The sequence below is a fragment of the Shinella pollutisoli genome (assembly GCF_024609765.1).
GTDB lineage: Bacteria > Pseudomonadota > Alphaproteobacteria > Rhizobiales > Rhizobiaceae > Shinella > Shinella pollutisoli.
The window spans coordinates 76,924-100,643 of the sequence record NZ_JANFDG010000002.1; the positions used below are offsets into that span (position 1 = coordinate 76,924).

General features: G+C 68.6%; 24 protein-coding genes. 1 reads left to right on the plus strand and 23 read right to left on the minus strand.

Annotated elements, in window-relative coordinates; genetic code table 11:
• Positions 1 to 45: 45 nt before the first annotated feature.
• The 18 genes from NNZ72_RS25425 to NNZ72_RS01990 form a co-directional block, all read right to left on the minus strand.
• Positions 46 to 795, minus strand: a complete 750-nt coding sequence (locus NNZ72_RS25425) for a CatB-related O-acetyltransferase (protein WP_306766157.1) — start codon at positions 793 to 795, stop codon at positions 46 to 48.
• A 15-nt stretch (positions 796 to 810) separates the two neighbouring features.
• Complete coding sequence (locus NNZ72_RS01910; RefSeq protein WP_257311874.1) at positions 811 to 1,230, minus strand: FAD synthase family protein; 420 nt, start codon at positions 1,228 to 1,230, stop codon at positions 811 to 813.
• A gap of 1 nt (position 1,231) precedes the next feature.
• A complete protein-coding gene (locus NNZ72_RS01915) occupies positions 1,232 to 2,359 on the minus strand; it encodes a LicD family protein (RefSeq protein WP_257311876.1) in 1,128 nt (375 codons plus the stop codon).
• Between the two features lie 77 nt (positions 2,360 to 2,436).
• Entirely contained in the window at positions 2,437 to 3,267 is an 831-nt protein-coding gene (locus tag NNZ72_RS01920; RefSeq protein ID WP_257311879.1) for a hormone-sensitive lipase, read from the minus strand.
• A 15-nt stretch (positions 3,268 to 3,282) separates the two neighbouring features.
• A complete protein-coding gene (locus NNZ72_RS01925) occupies positions 3,283 to 3,969 on the minus strand; it encodes an ABC transporter ATP-binding protein (protein ID WP_257311881.1) in 687 nt (228 codons plus the stop codon).
• The gene (locus NNZ72_RS01930) at positions 3,966 to 4,715 is read right to left on the minus strand and encodes an ABC transporter ATP-binding protein (protein WP_257311883.1); all 750 of its coding nucleotides are present in this window, start codon (positions 4,713 to 4,715) and stop codon (positions 3,966 to 3,968) included. Before NNZ72_RS01930 ends, NNZ72_RS01925 begins: the two co-directional genes overlap by 4 nt.
• On the minus strand, positions 4,708 to 5,682 hold the full coding sequence (locus tag NNZ72_RS01935) for a branched-chain amino acid ABC transporter permease (protein WP_257311886.1): 975 nt from the start codon (positions 5,680 to 5,682) through the stop codon (positions 4,708 to 4,710). Before NNZ72_RS01935 ends, NNZ72_RS01930 begins: the two co-directional genes overlap by 8 nt.
• A 3-nt stretch (positions 5,683 to 5,685) precedes the next feature.
• Positions 5,686 to 6,606, minus strand: a complete 921-nt coding sequence (locus tag NNZ72_RS01940; RefSeq protein WP_257311888.1) for a branched-chain amino acid ABC transporter permease — start codon at positions 6,604 to 6,606, stop codon at positions 5,686 to 5,688.
• A gap of 112 nt (positions 6,607 to 6,718) precedes the next feature.
• Positions 6,719 to 7,852: an ABC transporter substrate-binding protein gene (locus NNZ72_RS01945; RefSeq protein ID WP_257311892.1), complete on the minus strand. Its 1,134-nt coding sequence runs from the start codon at positions 7,850 to 7,852 to the stop codon at positions 6,719 to 6,721.
• A 109-nt stretch (positions 7,853 to 7,961) separates the two neighbouring features.
• On the minus strand, positions 7,962 to 8,180 hold the full coding sequence (locus NNZ72_RS01950; protein WP_257311894.1) for a hypothetical protein: 219 nt from the start codon (positions 8,178 to 8,180) through the stop codon (positions 7,962 to 7,964).
• Positions 8,181 to 8,250: 70 nt separating this feature from the next.
• Positions 8,251 to 9,018, minus strand: coding sequence for a TfuA-like protein (locus NNZ72_RS01955; protein WP_257311897.1), 768 nt, complete (start codon positions 9,016 to 9,018; stop codon positions 8,251 to 8,253).
• Positions 9,015 to 10,208: a YcaO-like family protein gene (locus tag NNZ72_RS01960; protein WP_257311900.1), complete on the minus strand. Its 1,194-nt coding sequence runs from the start codon at positions 10,206 to 10,208 to the stop codon at positions 9,015 to 9,017. Before NNZ72_RS01960 ends, NNZ72_RS01955 begins: the two co-directional genes overlap by 4 nt.
• Entirely contained in the window at positions 10,205 to 10,444 is a 240-nt protein-coding gene (locus NNZ72_RS01965; RefSeq protein WP_257311903.1) for a hypothetical protein, read from the minus strand. The genes NNZ72_RS01960 and NNZ72_RS01965 overlap by 4 nt, the downstream gene beginning before the upstream one ends.
• Before the next feature lie 30 nt (positions 10,445 to 10,474).
• Positions 10,475 to 12,286 carry an AfsR/SARP family transcriptional regulator gene (locus NNZ72_RS01970; protein WP_257311906.1) on the minus strand — a complete coding sequence of 604 codons (1,812 nt, stop codon included), beginning with the start codon at positions 12,284 to 12,286 and terminating at the stop codon, positions 10,475 to 10,477.
• A 7-nt stretch (positions 12,287 to 12,293) separates the two neighbouring features.
• Positions 12,294 to 12,731 (minus strand): helix-turn-helix domain-containing protein, encoded by a 438-nt coding sequence (locus NNZ72_RS01975; protein WP_257311909.1) that lies wholly within the window; start codon positions 12,729 to 12,731, stop codon positions 12,294 to 12,296.
• A 134-nt stretch (positions 12,732 to 12,865) separates the two neighbouring features.
• A complete protein-coding gene (locus tag NNZ72_RS01980) occupies positions 12,866 to 13,621 on the minus strand; it encodes an amino acid ABC transporter ATP-binding protein (RefSeq protein ID WP_257311911.1) in 756 nt (251 codons plus the stop codon).
• Complete coding sequence (locus tag NNZ72_RS01985; RefSeq protein ID WP_257311913.1) at positions 13,618 to 14,298, minus strand: amino acid ABC transporter permease; 681 nt, start codon at positions 14,296 to 14,298, stop codon at positions 13,618 to 13,620. Before NNZ72_RS01985 ends, NNZ72_RS01980 begins: the two co-directional genes overlap by 4 nt.
• Before the next feature lie 107 nt (positions 14,299 to 14,405).
• On the minus strand, positions 14,406 to 15,179 hold the full coding sequence (locus NNZ72_RS01990) for an amino acid ABC transporter substrate-binding protein (RefSeq protein WP_257311917.1): 774 nt from the start codon (positions 15,177 to 15,179) through the stop codon (positions 14,406 to 14,408).
• A gap of 237 nt (positions 15,180 to 15,416) precedes the next feature.
• Between NNZ72_RS01990 and NNZ72_RS01995 the strand changes: the two genes are divergently transcribed.
• A complete protein-coding gene (locus NNZ72_RS01995) occupies positions 15,417 to 16,559 on the plus strand; it encodes a gluconeogenesis factor YvcK family protein (RefSeq protein WP_257311921.1) in 1,143 nt (380 codons plus the stop codon).
• On the opposite strand, the gene NNZ72_RS02000 is transcribed toward NNZ72_RS01995, so the two are convergent.
• The 5 genes from NNZ72_RS02000 to NNZ72_RS02020 all read right to left on the minus strand — a co-directional run bounded on the left by NNZ72_RS02000 (position 16,537) and on the right by NNZ72_RS02020 (position 23,719).
• A complete protein-coding gene (locus NNZ72_RS02000) occupies positions 16,537 to 19,206 on the minus strand; it encodes a bifunctional diguanylate cyclase/phosphodiesterase (RefSeq protein WP_257311924.1) in 2,670 nt (889 codons plus the stop codon). The two genes, NNZ72_RS01995 and NNZ72_RS02000, sit on opposite strands and share 23 nt — an antisense overlap.
• A 90-nt stretch (positions 19,207 to 19,296) precedes the next feature.
• Positions 19,297 to 19,617, minus strand: coding sequence for a Dabb family protein (locus NNZ72_RS02005; protein ID WP_257311926.1), 321 nt, complete (start codon positions 19,615 to 19,617; stop codon positions 19,297 to 19,299).
• A gap of 8 nt (positions 19,618 to 19,625) precedes the next feature.
• A complete protein-coding gene (locus tag NNZ72_RS02010) occupies positions 19,626 to 21,281 on the minus strand; it encodes a GMC family oxidoreductase (protein ID WP_257311929.1) in 1,656 nt (551 codons plus the stop codon).
• Positions 21,282 to 21,440: 159 nt separating this feature from the next.
• Positions 21,441 to 22,214 (minus strand): 3-ketoacyl-ACP reductase, encoded by a 774-nt coding sequence (locus tag NNZ72_RS02015; protein WP_257311932.1) that lies wholly within the window; start codon positions 22,212 to 22,214, stop codon positions 21,441 to 21,443.
• Positions 22,211 to 23,719 carry a GMC oxidoreductase gene (locus NNZ72_RS02020; protein WP_257311935.1) on the minus strand — a complete coding sequence of 503 codons (1,509 nt, stop codon included), beginning with the start codon at positions 23,717 to 23,719 and terminating at the stop codon, positions 22,211 to 22,213. The genes NNZ72_RS02015 and NNZ72_RS02020 overlap by 4 nt, the downstream gene beginning before the upstream one ends.
• Position 23,720 lies beyond the last annotated feature (1 nt).

Here is a 23,720-nt window from a genome sequence, read left to right on the forward strand (position 1 = left end):
ATCGGTGGATGTCGTTCGGCACGCCGGGCCGGGAGAGCGGTCCGCTCACCGGCCGCTCCGCTTCAGGAAGGAAAACGGTCGCGGCACCTTGGCGGGGGGTGGGTCTGCCGCCTGGCTCCAGGTCAGGTAGTCGTCGGTGCGCGGGCGCAGCGTCCCGGCCGCGACGCGCTCGGAAATCTGGTCGAGCGCCCGGTGGATGTCGGAAAAGTCGACGCCCATGAGGTCGAGGATGTCGTAATCCCACCACTTCACCTGCTGCAGCCTCGCGACGGTCTCCTCGTCGAAGCGCATGCGGATCGGCTTGGCGGGGACCCCGCCGACGATGGCGAAGGGGGCGACGTCCTTCGTGACGATGGACCCGGCCGCGACGATCGCGCCGTCGCCGATCGTCACCCCCCTCAGCACCGTCACGTTTCCGCCGATCCAGACGTCGTTGCCGATGACGGGCGCGGCCTTGCGCGTGTCCATGTCCTTCTTGAGCGCGACATGGGCCGGGTCGGGGATGAAGCGCGTCTTGTAGGGCTGGTACCAGTTGAAGCGCGTCTTCGTGTAGAGCAGGCCGGCGGTGGAGAGCCAGTCGACCGGATGATTGGTGTCGCCCACCGTGAAGCCGGGGCCGATCGAGCAATAGTTGCCGATGGAATTCAGCGAGGCGACGAGGCCGGACCGGATGTAGGAATAGTAGCCCGCCTTGAAGGAACGCTTGACCTCGACATTGCCGACAAGGCTGAAGGGAGCGCGGTATCTTATGACGACATTCTTCGAGATCAGCTTCGGCGACTTTATCTGGATCATCTTCAAGGGTGCGCTCTACACGTTGAAATGATTGATGATTTCCCGAATTTTCGTGCTTGAGGTCTGTTGCGTGTAGGGGAAGTAGACGACCGCCACGCCGCGGGCGGCGAACTCCTTCTCGAGCGCGAGCCACTTGGGCGTGCCCTTCCAGTCGTCACCCTTGAAGGTCACGTCGAAGCCGAGGTCGTTCAGCGCGTCGAACTTGTCGATGGTCGCCTCGGTATAGACGTCGTCGACGCACTTGATGTTGCGGACGATGTCGATGCGCTCCTCGAAGGGGATGATCGGATACTTGCCCTTGAGCTGGAAGACCAGCTCGTCCGTCGTCACGCCGACGATCAGGCGCTCGCAATGCTCCTTCGCACGGCGGACCACGTTGAGATGCCCGATATGGAACAGGTCGAAGACGCCTGCGGTGTAGCCCAGTTTGTACATGTCAGACTTTCTTGAGGAGAAGCCGTCCGAGTACCGCCTTCGTCGCGGCGGACGGGGACTGGACGCGGTAGCCGGGATCGGGGGTCCGCCACGTCTTGCCGTATTTCTTTTCGAGGAATTCCTCGGTGCGGTTGGGGATGAGAACCTGGTGGCCCTGGAAATCGGCGGTCCTGAGCGGCAGGATCAGGTCGGGGCCGGCCGTGATGCAGGTCGTGTTCGGGGCGAAGAATTGCTTCCCGTCGTGCCAGGAGGGGAAGATGTCGATCTTCGTGTTCTTGTTGACATAGTGCAGCAGCTTCGGCGCCTTGGCGGGGGCGAGCCGGACGGTCTTGCCGGCTTCGCGCAGCCGCGCGGCGATCTCCGAGGCCTCGTCGCCGACGGCCTCGGGCGTGGTTTCGCGCGAGAAATAGGCCGTGTCGAGATCGTCGTCGTGGGCGATGAACTCCCCGGAGCGGACGAGGCCGAGAAGCGTGCCGTAGATCAGGAAGATATCGTAGTTGAAATGCCTGGCGAAGAGCTCGCGCGCCTCGTCATGCGCGGCGAGAACCAGATCCTGCCAGCCCTGGTTCTGCGAGAGACAGCTGATGAGCATGCCCTTCTTGTTGACGAAGCTGCCTTCGGGAATTTGGACGCGTCCCTCGTCCGTCCCGACGTCGTTGTCGAAGGCCTGTTCCTCGTTTCCCGTCTCCTCGGAATAGAGGGCTCCCTTGTCGCACGTGATGGACAGGACCAGTTTCTTCGGCCATTTCGCCATGAGGATGCGGTTGAAGGCGAAGTGCAGGCCGCCCTTGGGATTGGCGACGACGTCCTTGATGAAAACATCGTCGAGAAAGATGAAATAGCGCGTCGGCTTGACCAGGAGCCGCGGCATCGCCGTGATCGTCACTCCGCCCGTCTCGTTGTTTGCCAGCTTGAATGTGCCGGCGACGTTCTGGTGCGGAAGATTGGCGGGAACGAGGCCGTTCTCCTTCAGCAGCCGGAAATTGTAGTTCTGCGCGTTCTGCGCGACCTTCTGCGCCAGGGACCGGACGGAGGGGAGGGCGAAGATCGGCACGCGCTGCTCGAACTTCAGCGACCAGTTCTGAACCTTCAGCCTGCGAATTGCATCCCCACCAGTCCAGTCCATCATCCTGCCCCGCTTCTCGGTCGTAGTCTCTTAGACGCCAACGAAATGCAAGGCAAGTCGGGCGATGGGCACCCTCGCGGCTATGGCGCGACCAGCAACCGGGTCATCGGATGGGCCGGATCGGCAAGGCCGTCGACGATGTTGAAATGGTGCCGGTCCGGCTCTTCCACGGTTGTCGTCGTGGCGCCGAGGCCGGTCCAGACATTGGCGAGAAGCGCGTTCTGGCGCAGGAACTCGGCGCGCTCGGCGGCCCCCGCCCAAGAGGTCAGGCGGACGTCGCCCGACGGGCGAAGAAGCGCCGGGCTTTCGGCGACCGCCTCGGCCTCGTCTATGCGCAGGCGCTCGTTCATCGCGGTGTTCATCAGCGGGCGCAGGTCGTGCAGGCCCGAGAGCGAGAGGACATGGCGGATGCGCGCGCGGACCGGCTCGGCGAGCGGCGAGGGAGCCGAGACCATGCGGGTGACGAGATGGCCGCCCGCGGAATGGCCGGCGAGGAGGATCGGCCCCGCAACCTCGTCCGCTGCCGTCCCGATTGCCGCCGCGATCTCCCGCACGATGCCGGCTATGCGGATCTCCGGGCAGAGCGTGTAGGAGGGCATCGCCACGGCAAGGCCATGGGCGAGGGGGCCTTCTGCCAAATGCGACCAGTAGCTCCTGTCGAGCCGAAGCCAGAAGCCGCCGTGCACGAAGACGACGAGGCCGCGTGGGCTCCCCTCCGGCAGGAAGAGGTCGAGGCGGTTGCGTTCGGCCGGGCCGTAGGCGCGGTCGAGCCTGGCGCGGCCGGCGGCGGCAAGGCGCTCGCGAAAGAGGCGGGCGGGTTCGATCCAGGCGGCCGGCCAGCGCTCGCCGCGCGGAATGTTGCCGCCGTTGTCGTAGGCGTCGTCCCAATCTGCGACCCTGTAGCCGAACATGCCGTCCTTCCTTTCTCAGACGCCGAGATAGCGGTCCTGCAGCGCCGGCGTCAGCTCGCCCGGCCGGCCGGCGAAGACCGTCGCTCCCTTCTCCAGCACGAAGCAGCGGTCGGCGACGGGCAGGAGCTCGGCGAGCGTCTTGTCGACCACGAGGATCGACTGGCCGCCCGCCTTGAGGCGGCGGATCGCCGCCCAGATGTCCTGCCGGATCACCGGTGCCAGACCCTCCGTCGCCTCGTCGAGGATAAGAAGCCTTGGATTGGTCGCGAGTGCCCGGCCGATCGCCAGCATCTGCTGCTCGCCGCCCGACAGCGTATCGGCATACTGGCCGAGCCGCTCGCCGAGGCGCGGGAAGAGGTCGACCACCCTCGCCATCGTCCACTCGCCCTTGCGGGCGGAGGCGGCGAGGTTTTCCGCGACCGTCAGGTTGGAAAAGCAGCGCCGGCCCTCCGGCACGAGGCCGATGCCGAGCCGGGCGATGCGGTGCGGCGGAAGCGCGGCGATCGGCCGGCCGGCGAAGGTGATGCGGCCGGTGCGGGCCGGCGTCAGGCCGAGGATCGCGCGGATCGTCGTCGTCTTGCCCATGCCGTTGCGGCCCATCAGCGCCACGACCTCGCCTTCGCCGACGGCAAGCGACACGCCGTGGAGCGCCTGCGAGGCGCCGTAGAAGGCCGTGACGTCTTCGAGGGCGAGCAGGCTCATGCGGCGTCTCCGAGATAGGCGCGGCGCACCTCCGGGTCGCTGCGGATCTCGGCAACGCTGCCGCTGGCGATCACCTGCCCGTAGACGAGGACGGAGACCCGGTCGGCAAGCGCGAAGACGGCATCCATGTCGTGCTCGACGAGGAGGATCGGCGCTTCCTGTCGGAGACCGTCGAGGAAGGCGGTCAGCGTCTTCGAGCCTTCCGGTCCCATGCCGGCCATCGGCTCGTCGAGGAGGAAGGCCTTCGGCTGCATGGCGAGCGCCACGGCGATCTCCAGCTGGCGGCGCTCGCCGTGGGAAAGTTCCGCCGCCGGCACGTCCGCGCGGGCGGTAAGTCCGACGCGCGCGAGGATCGCCATCGCCGGCTCCGTCAGCGTGCGGTCGGAGAGGACGGGGCGGAGGAATCGCAGGCTCGATCCCTGCCGTGCCTGCGCGGCGAGCATGATGTTGCGGAGCGCGGAGAAGTCCGGCAGGAGCGAGGAGACCTGGAAGGTGCGGGCGAGGCCGAGGCGGGCCCGCGCCGCGGTCGAAAGGGCGGTGACGTCGCGGCCGAGGAAACGGATCGTGCCGGCGTCGGGGGCGAGCGCGCCGGCGATCTGGTTGATCAGCGTGCTTTTTCCCGCGCCGTTGGGGCCGATCAGCGCGTGGATCTCGCCGGGGCGGAGATCGAGGCTGACGCCGTTCGTCGCCTTCAGGGCGCCGAAGGCCTTTTCGAGCCTGTCGACGGCGAGGACCGGCTCAGCCATGGCGGGGCCTCCCGGCAAGAAGGCCGATCAGCCCGCCGCGGGCGAGGAAGACGACGGCGAGCAGCACGAGGCCGAGGAAGAATTGCCAGCGCTCCGTCAGCCCGCCGAGCACATGCTCGAAGGCGACGTAGAGGGCGGCGCCCGCGAGCGGGCCGGCAAGCCGGCCCTTGCCGCCGAGGATCACCAGAACGATCAGCTCGCCCGACATGTGCCAGGAGAGCATCGACGGGCTGACGAAGCGGTTGAGGTCGGCGAAGAGCGCGCCGGCAAGGCCCGTCACCATGGCCGACAGCACGAAGGCGACGAGGCGGATCGAGAAGGGGGAGATGCCGAGGGCGGCGAGCCGTACCGGGTTCTGCCGGGAGGCTTCGAGCGCCGCGCCGAAGCGGGAGGCCTGCAGGCGATGGAAGAGGGCGAGGGCCGCAAGCAACAGGGCGAAGACGAGGACGAAGAAGGAGAAGGGCTTTGCCGTCTCGACGCCGGGAAAGGCGTTGCGGACATAGATCGACAGACCGTCCTCGCCGCCATAGGCCGGCCAGGAGATGGCGAAATAGTAGATCATCTGCGCGAAGGCGAGCGTGATCATGATGAAATAGACGCCTGAGGTGCGCAGACTGACGAGCCCGATGGGCAGCGCGACGAGGCCGCACAGCAGGACGGCGACGAGCGAGATCGCCGGCATCGAGGTCGTGCCGGCAAGGCCGAAGGCGAGCGGCTCGGCGTTGAAGGCGTTCGTCGCGAGCACGCCCGCGGCATAGCCGCCGAGCCCGAAGAAGGCGGCATGGCCGAAGGAGACGAGCCCGCCGAGGCCGAGGGCTATGTTGAGGCCGACCGCGGCGAGCGCCAGCACGGCGATGCGGGTGGCGAGCGTGATGTAGAAGGTCTCGCCGAGGAGGAGGGCGGCAAGGGCTGCGGCGGGCAGCAGGGCGAGGAGGGCGAGGGTGGCGGCCTTTTCGCGTGGGCTCATCGGTCACGACCTCGCGGAGAAGAGGCCGCTCGGCCGGAAGGCGAGGATCAGCGCCATCAGGATGTAGATGAGCATGGAGGCGATCGCCGCGCCGACCGGACCGGCCTGCGTCGCCGGCAGGGCGAGCGCCAGCAGCTTCGGCAGCAGGAAGCGGCCCATCGTGTCGACGAGGCCGACGAGCACCGCGCCGACGAGCGCGCCCTTGATCGAGCCGATGCCGCCGATGACGATGACGACGAAGGCGAGGATCAGCGCCGGCTCGCCCATGCCGACCTGCACCGATTGCAGCGCGCCGACGAGCGCCCCGGCAAGGCCGGCGAGTGCGGCGCCAAGCGCGAAGACGAGCGTGTAGAGCGCGCGGATGTCGACGCCGAGTGCTGCGATCATCTCGCGGTCGGTCTCGCCGGCGCGGATGCGCATGCCGAGCCGGGTGCGGCCGATCAGCAGGTAGAGGCCCGCCGCCACCAGCACGCCGACGGCGATGATGGCGAGGCGGTAGAGCGGGTATTGCCCGCCGCCCGGCAGCGCCACGGCGCCCTGCAGGACGGGCGGGATGTCGAGATAGAGCGGGAAGGAGCCGAACAGCCAGCGCGTGCCCTCGGAGAAGACGAGGATCAGCGCGAAGGTGGCGAGCACCTGGTCGAGATGGTCGCGCGCATAGAGCCTGCGGATGACGGCGACCTCCATCAGCGCGCCGGCCGCGGCCGCAGCCGCGAGGCTCGTGACGAGCCCGAGCCAGAAGGAGCCGGTCGTCGCCGCCACGCTCGCGCAGGCGAAGGCGCCGACCATGTAGAGCGAGCCGTGGGCGAGGTTGATGAGCCCCATCACGCCGAAGATCAGCGTCAGCCCGGCGGCGATGAGGAAGAGCATCACGCCGAGTTGCAGGCCGTTCAGGAGTTGCTCGATCAGGAGGGCTAGCGACAAGGGGATCGGTCCGGCGGGCTGGAGCAATTCCGGCAAAGGTGCGTAGCGGTCCTGCGTCCGGAATTGCCCGGAAACAAAGGCGGCCACCGGCAGGCGGCCGCCCTCATGGGGATCACATCGCGCACTGGTCGGCGTAGGCGTCGCCGTGGTCGGTGAAGGCGGTGCCGATGATCCGGTTGGTCAGCACGTCGCCGTCCTTGACCACCTCGCGAACGTAGATGTCCTGGATCGGATGGTTGTTCTTGTTGAACTTGAATTTCCCCCGCACGGAGGCGAAGTCCGCTTCCTTCAGGGCGGCGCGGAAGGCTTGCCTGTCCTTCACGCTCGCCTTGCCGAGCGCCGCGAGGATCAGGTTGGCGGTGTCCCAGCTCTGCGCGGCGTAGATCGAGGGCAGGCGGTTATATTCCTTGCTGAAGGCCTCGACGAAGGCCTTGTTGGCCGCGTTGTCGAGGTCCTTCGCCCAGGTGGCGGAGTTCTTGACGCCCAGCGCCGCATCGCCGATCGCCGGCAGAACGTCCTGGCTGAAGGAGAAGCCGGGGCCGGTGACGGGGATGTCGACGCCGGACTGGGCATATTGCTTCATGAAGGCGATTCCCATGCCGCCGGGCAGGAAGAAGTAGACGGAATCGGCGCCCGAGGCGCGGATTTCCGCGATCTCGGCGGCATAGTCGGTCTGGCCGACCTGGGTATAGATCTCGCCGGCGAGCTCGCCCTTGTAGTAGCGCTTGAAGCCGGTCAGCGCGTCCTTGCCGGCCGGATAGTTCGGCGCGAGGATGAAGGTCTTCTTGTAGTCCTTGTTGTCGTATTCGCCCATCGCCTCGTGGAAATTGTCGTTCTGGTAGGCCACGTTGAAATAGTTCGGATGGCAGTTGGCGCCGGCAAGCGCCGAGGGACCGGCGTTCGGCGACAGGTAGATGACGTCCTGGGCCACCGTGTTCGGGATGACGGCCATGGCGAGGTTGGACCAGATGATCCCCGTCATCAGGTCGACCTTGTCGCTCTGGATCATCTTCTCGGCGATCTGCACGGCGAGTTCCGGCTTCTGCGCATCGTCCTCGACGACGAGCTCGATCTCGCTGTTGCCGGACTGCTTGATGGCGAGCTGGAAGGCGTCGCGCATGTCGATGCCGAGCCCCGCGCCGCCGCCCGAAAGCGTGGTGATGACGCCGATCTTCACCGGCTCCGCCTGCGCAGCACCCGCCGCCAGCACCAGCGCGGCCGCGCCGGCCGCCAGAATCTTCCGCATGTCGTTCTCCTCCTGTCGGTCCTGAAACCGTTTCTTGTCGGCAGAGAACTTTTCAGAGTTCCGGCAACAGTGCAACCGTGTGTTTTCGCTTCGCAATCCGAATGTGCGCTCAGCAGAGCGCCGAGCGGTTCATCAGCATGATGTCGCTCGACGTCAGCGCGGCGCGCGTGCGGTCGCCGATCTGGTCGAGCACCGCGTGCAGCGCCTTGTCGAGGCAGAATTCCACGACTTCGGCCTCCAGCGAACGCGACGATTCCAGCGCATAGGCGACGAGACGCGCCAGCGCGATCAACTCGGTTTCCCGGTCGTCGGACTTCAAGGTTTCCATGTCCATGCTTTTCACGCCCCCGTGCCCGTGCATGTGTCCCCCTATCGGACACTATAGGCGCATCACGTGATCATGGCGCGTGACTCGGGCGTGACACACGTTGAATGGGAAAATCCGCGGCCGGCCCCGTCGGCGGTTGGTCCGCCGCCGCGCGCCAGAGCGAGGTGGCTTGGAAGCGCCAGTTTCCGCGCCTGGCGGGGGTTTGCGGCGGAAAATCCGCCATGGCGGCGACGAGGAGGAGCGCGTCCTCCCGCTTCCGGTCGACGGCGCTTGCGTGGAGAAGTTGCAAGAGGCGAGGTCCGTCTTCCGCCATTCCCGCCGTCTCGACGATGCGGGACCAGGTGCGCGTCTTGTAGAAGAGGCCGGCGGCGGCCTCGCGGAGACGCGCGAGGCGCGCCGCATCCAGCCTCTTTTCGTCGGCGATCCGGTCGAGCGTGGCGTCGACGTTGACGAGCGGGAGCGAGAGGGCGGGATAGCCGAGCTCGGCCGGGCCGTGCAGGAGGGCGACGTCCGCGTCGTCCACCCGCCGGCCGGTGGCGAAATCGGCGTAGATGCGGCCGATGCCGATCATGCCGAAGCATGCGCATTCGGCGGCGCGCAACGCGCCCATGCTGGCGGCGCCGAAGACATGGACGCCGCTGTCGAGCGCAAAGAGGATCTCCTTGTGCCAGACCGGGGCGACATGCTCGAAACTGCCGTCGACGATGCCGATCGCCCTGGCGCCCGCCCGCACGGCGGCAAGCGCGTCGCCATGGGCGGCCGGCGGGCGCACGGTGAAGGCATCTCCGCAGATCCGGGCGGCATCGGGCAGGCTGGGTCCGGCGAACAGGATCTTCATGACGCCTCGAACAGCAGGCGCGACAGGGCGCGCGGCCCGAGCGGCAGGCGGCGTGCGCCTTCCGGGCCTTCGAGATCGGGGACGACGACCTTGACGACGGAAACGGGCAGGGCGGCATCGGCGAGCGGCACGGCGACCACGCGCGTGACGCCCGCCGCCGCAAGCCGCGCGCGGCAGTGGATAAGGAGCGTGGCGGCATCGCCATCCGGCGCGTCGGGCGCGTCCGCCGGCCGTGGCTCGGCCGCAAACAGCGCCAGCGTCTCCGGCGCGAGCGGCCGGGAGAAGGTCTCGGCGAAGAGGTCGTCGCGCGCGCCGCTGATATAGGTGAGGCGCGACTGCGCCACCTCAGTGAGCGCGCGGACCGCCGCGCGGGCGGCGGCGGGATGGGCGCCGTAGCCGATCGTCGCGTCGTGGAAGAGCGGAGCCTTCTTCACGAGGATGTCGGGCTCGCCGAGGAGGGCCGCGAAGGCCGGAACGCGGGTGTCGCTGGTGATGTCGAAGAGGCGGAGCTCCAGCCCGTTGCCGCGCATGACGCGGGCGAGACGGTCGACGGTCGCGTCGCCGAGCGAGGCCGGTTCGACGGCCGTCGCGAGCCGGCGGGTGCGCGGCAGCAAGCGCCACAGCCGGTCCGCGTCCCGCTCGATGCGCTCCAGGAGACCGTGCAGGATCGCCTCCGTCTCGTCGTTGCCGGAGGCGAGGCCGTCGGAGGATTGCCAGAAGCGCGGCGCCGTCTGCGTCCGGTCGAGGGCGACGGCGTCGCGCGGCACCCAGACGCGGCTCTCCGTCGCAAGGTCGCGGCCGGCGAGCCAGTCGGCGGGCTCGTCCCCGGCGAGCACGGGCCGGCGCGCGGCAACGAGGCCGTCGAGCGGCAGGCAGGCCTCGCCGTCCCGCGCAAGCCCGTTCCGGCTCGCCCGGCGCATCGCGACGAGCGGCCTGCCGGCCACGGCCCGTTCGAGCGCCTCCATGGCGGCGGAGACCTTCGCGTCGAGGTCGGTGACGCCCTTGCCCTGGTTGATGACGATCGACCGGGCGTTGGGGCTGACGGCGTTCCAGACCGGTATGCCGAGGCGGTCCAGCCCGGTCAGCCGCGAAAGCCGGGTGATGCCGAAGCGGGGCAGGAGCGCCTCGATCCGGCTCCAGGTCTCCTCGGGACGGCGGATGCGGTCCGAGACGCCCTCCACGGCGGTCAAGTGTCCATGAAGCCCCCGGAAACATCCATGAAGCCGCCGGAGACCGCATCCGCGGACGAGGCGAGGGCCGCGAGGTTCACGCCCTTGACGACGGTCGCGCCGGCCTTGCGCAGGTCGTCCGCCTTCTTGAGGTCGCCGCCCGTCGGGGCGTCGACCCCGGTGACGGTTCCGGCATCGAGGTCGGCGACCCAGAGCCCGTCTTCGCCTGCAATGCCGAGAACAACAATCCTTGCCATCTCATCGTCTCCCTTTGCCCAAGCGCTTCGTCAGAAACCCGCCTTCTTCAGTCCTTCGCGATAGTGCTCCCGCTGCCATTCCTCCTTGAACGGCACCACGGCCATCCAGGCGTCGAGGTCGAAATCGGGATTGATGTCATAGGCCCGCCGCACGAACTGCCGTGCCTTGCGCGTGTCGCCGAGCATGCCCCAGCAGGCGGCGGCGAGGCGATGGACGGGCGAGCGGTCCTTCATGCGGCCGATGCAGGAGAGCGCCTCCTCGTAGCGGCCCATCGAGTAGTTCGCACCGGCCGCCGTCCAGAAATACTCGTCCGGCGGCAGCGGGTTGAGATCGATGGCGTGCTCGATCTTGGCGAGGCCGAGACCCGGCGCGGAAGCCTGCACCAGCGTGTCGGCGTAGCTGGCGATGACATTGGCATAGTGCGGGCTCAACTGCTCGGCCCGGTCGAGATAGGCGGCGCTCTCGTCGAAGCGGCGGGCATAGAGCTTGACGACGCCGAGCTCGCGATAGCCGGAGGCGAGCCGCTCGTCGGCGCGCACGGCCTCGTGGGCATGGATCTCCGCCTGCCTGAGTAGGTCCTCGTCGCCGCGCGCGGTGACAAGCCATTCGAGGAAATAGGTGCGGGCGAGGCCGCCGAGCGCCGGCGCGAAGCCGCTGTTGCCCTGCAGCGCCTCGCGGAAGCTCTTGCGCGCCCGGCGCACGTCGCGCAGGTCGAGGTTCTTCAGGTGCCCCTGGCCGACCAGGAAGCTGCGATAGGCGTCGGGATCGCCCTCGTAGTCGCCGCGCACCAGCTCGTTTTGCTCGATCTCGGTGGCGATGACGCCGGCGATCTGGCGGGCGATCATCTGCCGCGAGCGCAGCAGGCCCTCGCTGGAAAGCGAGAAGCGGTCCGCCCAGATGACCTCGTCGCTGCCGAAGAAGATCAGCTGCGTGAAGAGCGTGTGCGTGCTGCCCTCGTCGTGCAGGCGGGTCTCCAGGATGTAGCTGATCGCGTGGCGCTCGTAGGTGGCGGCCTTGTCGGACTGGTGCGAGATCTGGGCGGCGGTGTGCGGGGCGATGATGGAGATGGAGCGCAGGCTGCAGAGCCCGATCGTCACGTCCTCGATCAGCGCCTCGCAGAAGCGGGCGGGCGCGCGGGCGGCATGCGCCGTGACCGGCGGCAGGAGCACGACGCGCGGCGGGTTGCGGCGCGGTGCGGCGATGCCGGCGTCCTCCGGCTGCGCGGCGCGCGCGGGCGGCCGCGGCGCCATGAGGCCCGCGTCGGCGGGAGGCCGGCCCGTCAGCAGGGCGCGGATCTCCTCGTCGCCGGGATCGGCCTCGAGGAGCCGCAGCGCGGCCGACGACAGCGCCTGCCTATCGGCCGCCTCGCGGCGATCCGCCTGCCGCAGCAGCGCGCGGCGCAAAAGGCCGGTCTGCGCCTCGCGCTGCACGGCGATCCAGGTCGCGAGCGTCTTCGTCCCGGGGCGGACGTGTTTCAGGAAATCCTCGGCGAGGAGGCGGGCGAGCAGGGGCAGGTCCGCTTCCTCGCGCACGGCGGCGATGTCGCTCTCCACCGGATCGGCGCCGCGTGCGACGGAGGTCTCGGTGAAGGCAAGGTAGGCGTGGCCGAGTTCGCGCTGGCGCTTCTGCACGCGGGCGAGTGTCTGGCGCAGGTTGGCGAGCGCCGTGGCGGGGTTGCCGTCGTCCCAGAGCAGGGCGGCGACATCGGCCCTCGGGATCTCGTCGAGCCCGCGCGCATGCAGGTAAGCGAGGATGAGGAGGGCCTTTTCCGGAAAGACGATCTCCTCGCCGCCCTCTCCGAGCAGCCGCAGATGACCGAACGTCTGCAACCGCGCCGGCATCGGAAAGTCAGATCCGCAGTTCCGGGATGTCGCCCGCCTGCGTGCGCTCGCCCGCCTGCTCGCCGGCCGACAAGGCCGTCGCGAGCGCGATGATCGAGCGGCGCACGCGCGCATCCCCGATCTTCAGGAAGGCGCGGTTGAGGTCGAGGCCCTCCTTCGACGAGACGAAGGCGGACACGTCGCCCGGCTGGCCGGCACCGGCGAAGGATGCGGGCGCATCGTCCTCCTGGAAGAAGAAGCTCGGCGGCACGCGGAACACTTCCGCGATCGCCTGCAGGCGGCTGGCGCTGATGCGGTTCGTGCCCTTCTCGTATTTCTGCACCTGCTGGAAGGTGACGCCGAGCCGGTCGGCCAGCGCCTCCTGGCTCATGCCGACCATGAGCCGGCGCAGGCGGACGCGGGAACCGACGAAGACATCGATCGGATTCGGGGTTTTCTTGTTCATGGCTGCTACTCCTATGGGCGGCATGTCCGCAGACATGGCGGGGCCCTCGGCCGACTGTGCTTGAATCGCGGCGTCGATGCAACCGCCGCGTCAGGCATTTTCTTTTTCCCGCGTCTGGCAGTGCGAGGCGGTCGTCAGTGGCTTTGCGGTGCGCTCAGCGAGGCGACGAAGCGCCGGGTGCGCTCCCGTTCCGGCGCGGTGAAGATGGCGCGGGGCGAGCCCTGCTCGACGATGACGCCGCCGTCGAGGAAGACGACGCCGTCGGCGACGCGCGAGGCGAGCCTAAGGTCGTGGGTGGCCATGATCATCGTCGTGCCCTCGCGGGCGAGCCGGCTCAGCACCTCGACGACCTCCTCCGAGAGTTCCGGGTCGAGCGCGGAGGTGGGTTCGTCGCAGAGCAGCACGCGCGGCGAGGGGGCGAGCGCGCGGGCGATCGCCACGCGCTGCTGCTGGCCGCCGGAAAGCGTCGCCGGCCAGGCCTCGGCCTTGTGCGCCATGCCGACCTTTTCGAGCAGCTCCATGGCGCGGGCGCGGGCCTTGTCGGCCGGCCATTTCAGCACGGTGACGAGGCCCTCCATGACGTTGGCGATCGCCGTCTGGTGCGGGAAGAGCTGGAAGTTCTGGAAGACCATGCCGGTCTGGCGGCGCAGCTTCTGGACCGCCGGCCAGCCGATCTTGCGGCCGGGCGCGAATTCCAGCCTCTCCTCGCCGAGGCGGATGGCGCCGGAGGTCGGGATCTCGAGCAGGTTGACGCAGCGCAGCAGCGTGCTCTTGCCGCCGCCCGAGGGGCCGACGAGCGCCGTCACGGTGCCCTCGCTGAGCCTGAGGCTGATGTCCTGCAGCACCACGTGGTCGCCGAAGCGTTTCTCGACATGCTCGAGCTCGATCATGTGCGGGCCTCCAGGAAGCCGCCGTAGCGGGAGAAGCGCCGTTCGAGCCGCACCTGCAGGGCGGAGAGGACGGAGCTCAGCGCGAGGTAGATCAGCGCCGCCTCGATATAGAGGATCAGCGGCTCGTAGGTGGTGGCGACGATGCGCTGCGCGGTCTGGAACAGCTCCGGCACGGTGATGGCGGCGGCGAGCGAGGTGTCCTTGACAAGCGAGATGAAGGTGTTGGAGAGCGGCGGCACGGCGACGCGCGTCGCCTGCGGCAGGATCGTGCGGCGCATCGCCTGCGACCAGCTCATGCCGATCGAATAGGCCGCCTCCCACTGCCCGCGCGGCACCGACGAGATGACGGCGCGGATGATCTCCGACGTATAGGCGCCGACGTTGAGCGTAAAGCCGATGAGCGCCGCCGTAAAGGCGTCGAGCAGGATGCCGGCGCTCGGCAGGCCGTAGAAGATGACGAAGAGCTGCACGAGCAGCGGCGTGCCGCGGAACACCCAGACATAGAAGCGCGCCGCGGCGACCACCGGCTTCGGCCCGAACAGGCGGGCGATCGCCGTCACCAGCCCGAGCACGAGCCCGAAGGTGAAGGAGAGCAGTGTCAGCGGAATGGTGAAGACAAGGGCGGCCCACAGGAGCGTCGGCAGCGAGTCCGTCATCAGTTGGAGCCAGGGCGGCACGGGCGGGTCCTTCGCAAAGGCACTGGCCGGGGCGGTCCCCGGCCATCGTCGGCGATATTATGGATCAACGGGCGGCGGAAGCGAAACCGCCGCCGCGGTTGCCCCGGTTATTTCGACACGTCCTGGCCGAAATACTTCTCGGCGATCTTCAGGTAGGTGCCGTCGGCCTTGATGTCGGCGAGCGCCTTGTTGATCGCCTCCAGCAGCTCCGGCTCGCCCTTGCGGATGATGACGCCGGAATGGTCGGCGTCGGCCTGTTCGGCGGCGATCTTCACATTGGCGTCGGGCTTGTGCTTCTTGAAGTCGAGGAAGGACAGGCTGTCGTTGATCGTCGCGTCGGCGCGGCCGGTCAGCACGAGCTGGATCGACTGGTCGAAGCCGTCGGTGCCGACGAGCTCGGCGCCGGACTGCTCGGCGAGCTTGCCGAAGTTGCTGGTCAGCGACTGGGCGGACTTCTTGCCCTTGAGGTCCTCGAAGCCCTTGATGCTGTCGTCGTCGGCGCGCACGATCAGCACGGCCTTGGAGGCGATGTAGGGCTCGGAGAAGTCGTATTTCTTCTTGCGCTCCTCGGTGATGCCGACCTGGTTGATCACCGCGTCGTAGCGGTTGGCGTCGAGGCCGGCGATGAGGCCGTCCCACTTGCCTTCCAGGAACTCGGCCTTGACGCCGAGGCGCTCGGCGATCGCTTCGCCGATCTCGACGTCGAAGCCGACCAGCTTGCCGGTCTCGTCATGGTAGGTGAAGGGCGCGTAGGTGCCCTCGGTGCCGATCTTCAGGGCGCCCGCAGCCTGGATCGCGGCGAGGTTCTCTCCGGCATGGGCGGGGGCGAGGAGGGCCGCCTGCAGGGCCGCTGCGGCGGCGATGGTCTTCAACCAGTTCATCTTGAAACTCCGTTCCGGTGTTCGATGGGGCGATAGATCGCAGAAAACGCCGCAGAACGATGGGCAGAAAACTGCGAATAAAATCGGCAAATGCGAATATTTTTCTCAGCCGACCACAGGTTTCCCGCGCCGCTGCCTTCGTCCGTGAAAGATAGGGCGGCCGGGGCCATTTCCAGAGCGGCGCGCGCGGATTATACGGGAATCCGGATCGGGACCGCCCGAAGGACAGGGGGAAGGATGGCCGCAAGCCGTTTGCCGCATATCGTGCTCTTTTCGGGCGGGACGGCCTGCCGCGCCCTCAACATCGCGCTCTGCGCCCTGCCGGTCCGGCTGACGCGGGTCGTGCCGGCCTGGGACAGCGGCGGCAGTTCCAAGGTCATCCGCGACAGCCTCGACGTGCTCTCCGTCGGCGATATCCGCCAGGCGCTGATGACCATGGCGCACGGCGAGGGCCGGGCGGGCGACGTGGTGAAGGTCTGCAACGTGCGGCTCACCAGCGGCAGCGAGGCGGACGCGCGGACGGAATTCGCCTTCTACGCCGAGGGGCGGCATCCGCTGCTCGAACGCATGGAGCCCGGCCTGCGCGGCGCGATCCTCAACTACCTGCGCATCTTCCGCGCGGCGGTGGGGCCGGATTTCGACTTCCGCAACGGCAGCGTCGGCAATTTCATCCTCACGGGCGCGCATCTCGCCCACAACGGCGAGATCAACACGGCGATCTTCGTCTTCCGCAAGCTCTGCGACATCGCCGGCCATGTCTGGCCCTCCTCGGCCATGAGCGGCCTCGACCTTTCCGCCGCGCTGAACGACGGCCGGACGGTTGCCGGCCAGCACCGGATGACGGCGCTGGAGGACAGGGACGGCGCGGCCGGTATCCGCGAGATCGCGCTCGCCGGCCCGGACGGCGGGACGGCGCGCGCCAACGAGGCCGTGCTGGAGAGCCTTGAGAGCGCCGACGCGGTCGTCTTCGGCCCGGGCAGCTTCTTCACCAGCGTGCTGCCGCATCTCCTGGTGGAGGGCATCGTGCCGGCGATCGCCCGCAACCGGCAGGCCCGGCGGGTCTTCGTCGGCAATATCCTGCAATGCCGGGAGACGCGCGGGCTTGACCTCGCGCGGATGGTGGAGATCGCCGGCGCCCTCTGGCGCGGGAACGGCGGCGGGGAAAGGCGTCCCTTCACCGACATCCTGGCGAACCGCCAGCTGCTTCCCTTCGAGAAGACCGTGGGCGCCTTCGCCTATCTGTCGACGGGAGCCCTGGAGAAGGCCGCTTCCACGCTGGGCGCGACGGTGACGACCGGCGAGTTCGAGGATCCCTGGCAGCGCGGCCACCACGACGGCGCGGCAGTCGCGAACGCCCTCATTTCGCTCCTGCCCGGCTGAGCCGTTCGCCGTTTGCCGGCATCCACTCGCGCGCCTTCGCGAAGGTGAGGAAGGCATCGGCGGCCATCGGCCGGGCGAAGGCGTAGCCCTGCAGGGCGTGACAGCCGAGCGCCCGCAGGAGTTCGGCATGGGCGATCGTCTCGACGCCCTCGGCGACGATCTCGATGCCGCGCACGCGGCCGATGTCGATGATCGAGCCGACGAGGCTCTGCTGCGCGCGCGATTCGATCAGCGGCAGGATGAGGCGCCGGTCGATCTTCAGCCGCTTCGGCGAGAGCTCGAGCAGGCTGACGATGGAGGCGTGGCCGGTGCCGAAATCGTCGATCTCGATGTCGATGCCGAGTGCCTTGATCTCCTCGATCGACCGCTTCAGCGCGTCGTCGGCGCCGTCGAAGGAGATCGATTCCAGGAGCTCGAAGGTGAGCGTGCCGGGGCGGATGTTCATGCCGCGCAGCTTCTCGACCAGCGTCTCGTCGCGCAGGCGCTGGCAGGAGACGTTGACGGAGACGCGCGGGATGTCGAGGCCCTGCGCCTTCCAGCGCGTCGCCTGGAACAGCGCCTGGTCGAGGATCGTCTCGTCGATCTTCGCCACGACGTTGAGCGTCTCGGCGACCGGCAGGAACGTGTCGGGGGCGATGAAGCCGCGCGTCGGGTGCTCCCAGCGCGCGAGCGCCTCGACGCCGACGATCTCCAGCGTCCGGGCGTCGAACTGCGGCTGGAAGAAGGCGCGGAACTCGCGCCGTTCCAGGCCGCGCAGGATGTCGTCGCTGAGCCGCTTGATCTCGACCGTCTTGAGGCGCAGCTCGTCGTTGAAGGATTCGACGCGGTTGCGGCCCCGGCGCTTGGCCTCGTAGAGGGCGATGTCGGCATTGACGAGGAGCTGCTCGGCCGATTCGCCGGGCTCGTTGCGCGTGGCGATGCCGACGCTGGCGCCGATGCGGCAGTCGTGGCCCTCGATGGTCATCGGCTCGCTGATCGCCTCGACGAGGCGGGTGGCGAGCGCGGTGAAGTCGGCCGCCTTCGGATCGCGCCGCGAGAGCAGCACGAATTCGTCGCCGCCGATGCGGGCGATGAAGTCCTCCGCCGGAATATGGTCGCGCAGCACGGTCGCGGCGTGCTTCAGCACCTCGTCGCCGGCGGCGTGGCCGAGCGTGTCGTTGATGTCCTTGAAGCGGTCGAGGTCGATGTGCAGCAGCGTGAGCGGCCCGCCGCCGCCGGCGAGCGACAGCTGCTGGTCGAGGAAGCGGCGGTTCGGCAGGCGCGTCAGGGCGTCGTGCAGCGCGTTGTGCTCCATGACGAGATGGGCGTCTTCCAGCGCCTTGTTCTGCGCCTCGGCGGTGAGCTTCGCCTTCAGCAGCTCTTCCCTGAGGCGGATGTCCTCGGTCACGTCCCAGTTGGCGCCGACGATGCCCATGCCGCCGCGCGCGGTGCGGCGGGTGATGCCGTGGGCGCGGATGTGCCGCGTCCGGCCGTCGGCCGTGATGACGCGGAACTCGGTGATGTAGGACTTCTCCTTCTCGATGGCCTCGGCGAAGACGCGCTCGGCCTCCTCGATGTCGTCCGGATGAAGCGCGGCCCGCCAGTCCTCGTAGCTGCAGATCGGCTTGTGCGGCGAGACGTTGTAGAGCTCGCGCATGCGGCCGTCCCAGGAGAGCGATCCGGTGTCGGCGTCGTATTCCCAGACGCCGACCTTGGAGGCGTCGAGGGCGAGCTGCAGGCGCTGGGAGACCGTCTCCAGCCGGTCCTCGCGGTCCTGCAGGGCGAGGATGTGGCGGTGGCGGTCCTTCATCAGGTAGCCGACCCAGATCATCGGCGCGACGACGATGAGGACGAGCAGCGTCAGGCCGCCGCGGAAGAGGCCGAGGTCGGCCGAGGGCTGCTGCCATCCGTTGAGCGGCGAGGCGGAGAGCACCCATTCCTCGTGGCCGAGGTCGACGGTCATGACGACGGGGTTCGTGTCGACCGGCCTTGCGGTCCGGAAGAAGGTCTTCGTGGTGTTCCCGTCGTGCGGGCGGCTGGTGATGGAGACGGCGATCTTCAGGTCGTCGTCGAAGCCGCTGTTGGCGAGCAGCCTGTCGAGGTCGATCACGGCGGAGGCGATGCCGTGGAAGGTGCGGCTGCCGTCCTTGCCGGCATAGATCGGATAGCGGGCGATAACGCCGAGGCCGCCCTGCACGAGCTCGACCGGGCCGGTGACGATCAGCCGCCCGAGATCGCGCACGCGCATGGCGGCGGCACGCTGCGCCTCCTTCTTGCGGTAGTCGAGGCCGATGGAGCGCTCGTTGCCCTTCAGCGGATAGGCGAGCGTCACCACGAAATCCGGCGCGATGGCGAGGTTGCGCAGCTGCGTGTCCTCGCGGAAGATGCGGCTGGCGAGATCGGCGAAGCGCTCCGGCGGCATGTCCGGCTCCGTCGAGAGCGCGGCGACGAGGCCTTGGACGAGCTTGATGTCGCCCTGGATATTGCCCTGCAGGCGCGATTGCAGCAGCGCGAGCTGCTCGGTGGTGAAGGAGCGCAGGTACTCCTCGTCCAGCCTGCGCTTCTGCATGTCGGTGAAGACGGCCGCGAAGAGGACGGCGACGGCGACGATCAAGGCCGGGACGTAATATCCCAGCCCCTCGAAGGATGTGCGCTCGCTGCGGTTCATCAGGCGTCCCGTTGACCTTTCGCCCCGCAGAGTGGCACGCGCTGCTTAATATTTGCTGACGAAACGCAGGCGATCCGGCGGATCGGGCGGCTAGCGGTCGGCGGTTTCGAGGTCGTAGACGAGAATGCCTCCGATGCCGCCCTCGGCCGCGGCGACGAGCCGCGCGCCGGTCTCCCGATGGCCCGGATCGTCCAGGTAGGCGTCGCGGGAGAAGCTGTCGGCGAAGTCGACGATGAAGCCGTCGGCATAGCCCTTGTCCATGCCGGTCTCCGGGCTGACGTTGCCGCCGATATGCACGGCGAGGATGCCGGGCAGGCGGTTCCTGAGGGCGGCGATCTCCTCGAACAGCTCCGCCTTGTAGGCGGCGGAGATGACGGGCTTGAAGCGGATGAAGACGCAATGGCGGATCATGGCGGCACCTATCGGATGTCGGCGCGGGCACGCGGGCGCGCGTCGTTGCGTTCGTGGAGGAAGACCTGGGCCGGCAGCGGCGGCAGATCGCGGATGATGTCGGCCCCCTTCTCCCCCACCATGATGGTCGGCGCATTGGTATTGCAAGAGGGAACGCGCGGCATGACGGAACTGTCGCAGACGCGCAGGCCCTCCAGCCCGCGCACCTTCAGGTCGAGGCCGACGACGGCGTCCGGGCTCGTGCCCATCCTGCAGGTGCCGACCGGGTGGTGGTCGGTCTTGGCGTTGGCGCAGCCGTAGTCGAAGAGGTCCTCGTCGGTCACGGCCCTCGGGCCGGGCAGGCGCTCGGCCAGCACGTAGGGTTTCAGCGCCGCCTGCTGCATGATCTCCCGGGCGATCTTCAGCCCCTCGATCGACATCTTCCGGTCGTGCGGGTCCTCCCAGTAGTTGGGGTCGATCAGCGGCGCGGCGGCGGGATCGGCGGAGGAAAGCCGGACCGTGCCGCGCGAGCGCGGATGGAGATAGGCGGAGTTCAGCGTCACGCCGGCGTTCTTCAGCCGTTCGACGCCCGCCTCGATGCCGGAGCCGAGGCCGAGATGGAACTGGATGTCGGGCGAGCGGGCGTCCGGATCGGCGTACCAGAAGCCGCCCGTCTCGAAGAGCGAGGAGGCGACGGGGCCGGAGCGGAACAGCACGTACTGGATGCCGGCCCAGAGCGTGCGGTGCAGCTTCGCCACGCCGTCATAGGTATGGTCGCCCGTGCATTCGCAGATGACGAAGAGGTCGAGATGGTCCTGCATGTTCGAGCCGACGCCGGGCAGGTCGTGCTTCACCGCGACGCCGACGGACCGGAGGTGATCGGCCGGGCCGATGCCCGATTGCAGCAGCAGCTTCGGCGAGCCTATGGCGCCGGAGGAGACGAGCACCTCGCGTTCCGCGCGGATCGTCTCCAGGCCCTTGCCCGTCACCACCTCGACGCCGACGGCGCGGGTTCCCTCCAGCACGATGCGGGCGACGCGGGCGCCGGTGCGGATCGTCAGGTTCCTGCGTCCCTTGACCGGCGAGAGATAGGCGAGCGAGGCGGAGGAGCGGCGGCGGTTGCGCTGCGTCAACTGATAGAAGCCGACGCCCGCCTGTCGGCGGCCGTTGAAATCGGCGTTGTAGGGGATGCCGAGCTCCTGGCCGGCGCGGATATAGGCGTCGCAGATCGGCAGGGCCGAGACCGGCATGGAGACGCCGAGCGGCCCGCCATAGGCATGGTAGTCGTCGGCGAAGCGCTGGTTGTCCTCGGCGCGCTTGAAATAGGGCAGGACCGAGCGGTAGTCCCAGCCCTCGCAGCCCTCCTCACTTGCCCAGAGGTCGTAGTCGGCGGCATTGCCGCGGGTATAGAGCTGGGCGTTGATCGAGGAGCCGCCGCCGATCACCCTGGCCTGGGTATAGCGCAGCACGCGGCCCTTCATGTGCTTCTGCGGCACGGTCTCCCAGCCCCAGCTCGCCACCCCCTTGGTCATCTTGGCGAAGCCCGCCGGCATGTGGAACAGCGGGTTCCAGTCGCCGCCGCCGGCCTCCAGCAGCAGCACCCGCACCGTCGGGTCCTCGGAGAGGCGATTGGCGAGCACGCAGCCCGCAGGCCCGGCGCCGGTGATGATGTAGTCGTAGGTCATGCCCTGGTCCTCAGAATTTCGGTGCCGTCGACGGCTGTGAATTGCCCCTCATCCGGCCTGCCGGCCACCGTCTCGCGCGGCGGGGGAAGGATATGCCGCACCGTCTCGTCGCCCTCTCCCCGCATGCGGGGAGAGGGCGGGGTGAGGGGCGAAGCTTGCTCAAAGCCGCCCGATCGACAGGCCGCCGTCGAGATTGATCACCGAGCCGGTGGCGAAGGCGAACCTGCCGCTGGCGAGAGCCGCGGCGGCCTTGCCGATGTCGTCCGGCTCGCCCCAGCGCTTCATCGGCACCAGCCCGTCCGCGATCAGCGCGTCGTATTTCGCCGAAACCCCGGCCGTCATGTCGGAGCGGACGATGCCGGGGCGGAGCTCGAAGACGGAAATCCCGGTCTCCGCCAGCCTCAGCGCCAGCCCCTGGCTGAAGGCCGAAAGCCCCGCCTTGGTCATGCAGTAGTCGAGCCGCTCCGGCGAGGAGAGCGCGGCCGAGACGGAGGTGATGTTGACGATCGCGCGCGGCCCCACCGCCTGCCTGCCGTGCAGCATCGCCCGCACGACGGCCTGGGTGAAGAACACCGTGCCGCGCAGGTTCGTGGCGACGATCGTGTCGAAATTCTCCGGCGAGAGATCGAGCAAGTCGCCGCGCACGACGGAGGCGATGCCGGCATTGTTGACGAGGCAGGCGATGGCGCCGAGCCGGTCCTCGATCTCGGCGACCGTCGCCGCATGGCCGGAAAGGTCGGCCAGATCGCCCTTGACGTAGAGCGCCCGGCCGCCGTCGCCGGCAAGCTCCGCGAGCATGGCGTCGGTCGCCGCATCGCCGTCGCCGATGCCGGTGACGGCGATGTCGAAGCCTTCGGCGGCAAGGGCTCTCGCGACGCCGAGGCCGATGCCGCGCCGGCCGCCGGTGACGATGGCGACGGGCCGCCCGCTCATGCCGCGAACTCCCGCGCGCGGATGTGGTCGGCGACGCGCATCGCCTGGGCCGCGACGGTGAGAGCCGGGTTCACCGCGGCCGAGGTCGGCAGGAAGGAGGCGTCGACGACGAAGAGGTTGGGATGATCGAAGGCCCGGCACCAGACGTCGAGCGGGGCCTCCGCCGGGTCGGCGCCGATGCGCACCGTGCCACACTGATGCGAGGGCGTGCGTTTGTCGAAGGCGCGGGCGAGCACGACCGGGAAGCCGGCTGCCTTCAGCGCCTGCTTCAGCCTGGCGACGAGGTCGAGATGCGCCTGCCAGTTGGTGCGCGTCCATTTCATGACGATGCGGTCGCGGTCGACCGTGATGCGGCTTTCGGGATGCGGCAGGTCCTCGCTCATGGCGTAGAAGTCGATCGTGCGCGCGGCGACCCGTTCCAGCAGCCATTCCGGCATCGACGGCATGTTGGCCTTGAGGATGCGGCCGGAGACGCGGCCGAGGAGCTGCACGTTGCCGAGCGGCGGGCCGCCGGCGCCGTCCGAGAGGTAGTAGTCGTTGAAGCCGAAGGTCTTCTGGTAGACGGAATCGTTGCGGTAGAAGGGCGAGAGGCCGATCACCGCGCTCGAATTGTGGTTCATGAAGTTGCGGCCGACCTGGTCGGACGTGTTGGCGAGCCCCTTCGGGAAGGCTTCCGAGGCCGAGCGCAGCAGGATCGCCGCCGACATCACCGCGCCCGCCGACAGGATGGTGAGCTTGGGCGAGACGCTTTCGGCCGCGCCGTCGCGCCGGTAGTGGACCGTGGCGATGGTGCGGCCGTGCGGGGCGGTGGCAAGCCGGGTGACACGGCAGCCGGTCATGAGCCGCACGTTCGGGTGCTTCAGCGCCTCGGCGAGCGCGACGCTCTCGGCGTCCATCTTGCCGTCGTCGCAATTGGGATGCGCGTCCCACGGCGTCCGCGCCTTGGCGAGCCAGCGGTCGATGTCGACGCCGAGCGGCAGCGAATAGGGATGCAGGCCGTTTTCCTTCATCCGCGCGCGCACGCGGGCGATGGCCGGTTCGTCCGGCACCGGCGGGAAGGGATAGGGGGCCGAATGCGGCGGTTCGGTCGGGTCCTCGCCGAGTGCGCCGCGCACGTTGTAGAAGCGCTCGGCCGCCGTGTACCAGGGCTCCAGCTCCTCGTAGGGGAAGGGCCAGGCGGGCGAGACGCCGTCGCGGTGGCGCATCTCCTCGAAATCCTCGCGGCGGTAGCGCACCAGCACCGCGCCGTAGAATTTCGAGTTGCCGCCGACATAGTAGTAGTTGCCGGGGTTGAAGGCGGTGCCGTCGGCTTCGTACCACATCTCCTTCGGGCGGAAATGGCCGCGCTGGAAGATCGCGCGCTGGTCGCGGTTCTCCGGCCGGTCGCCGATGTGGTCGCCCGCTTCCAGGATCAGGATCTTCGCGCCCGTCGGCGCGAGGCGCGCGGCCATGGTGGACCCGCCGATGCCCGAGCCGATGATGACGATGTCCGGTTCGTTGCTCATG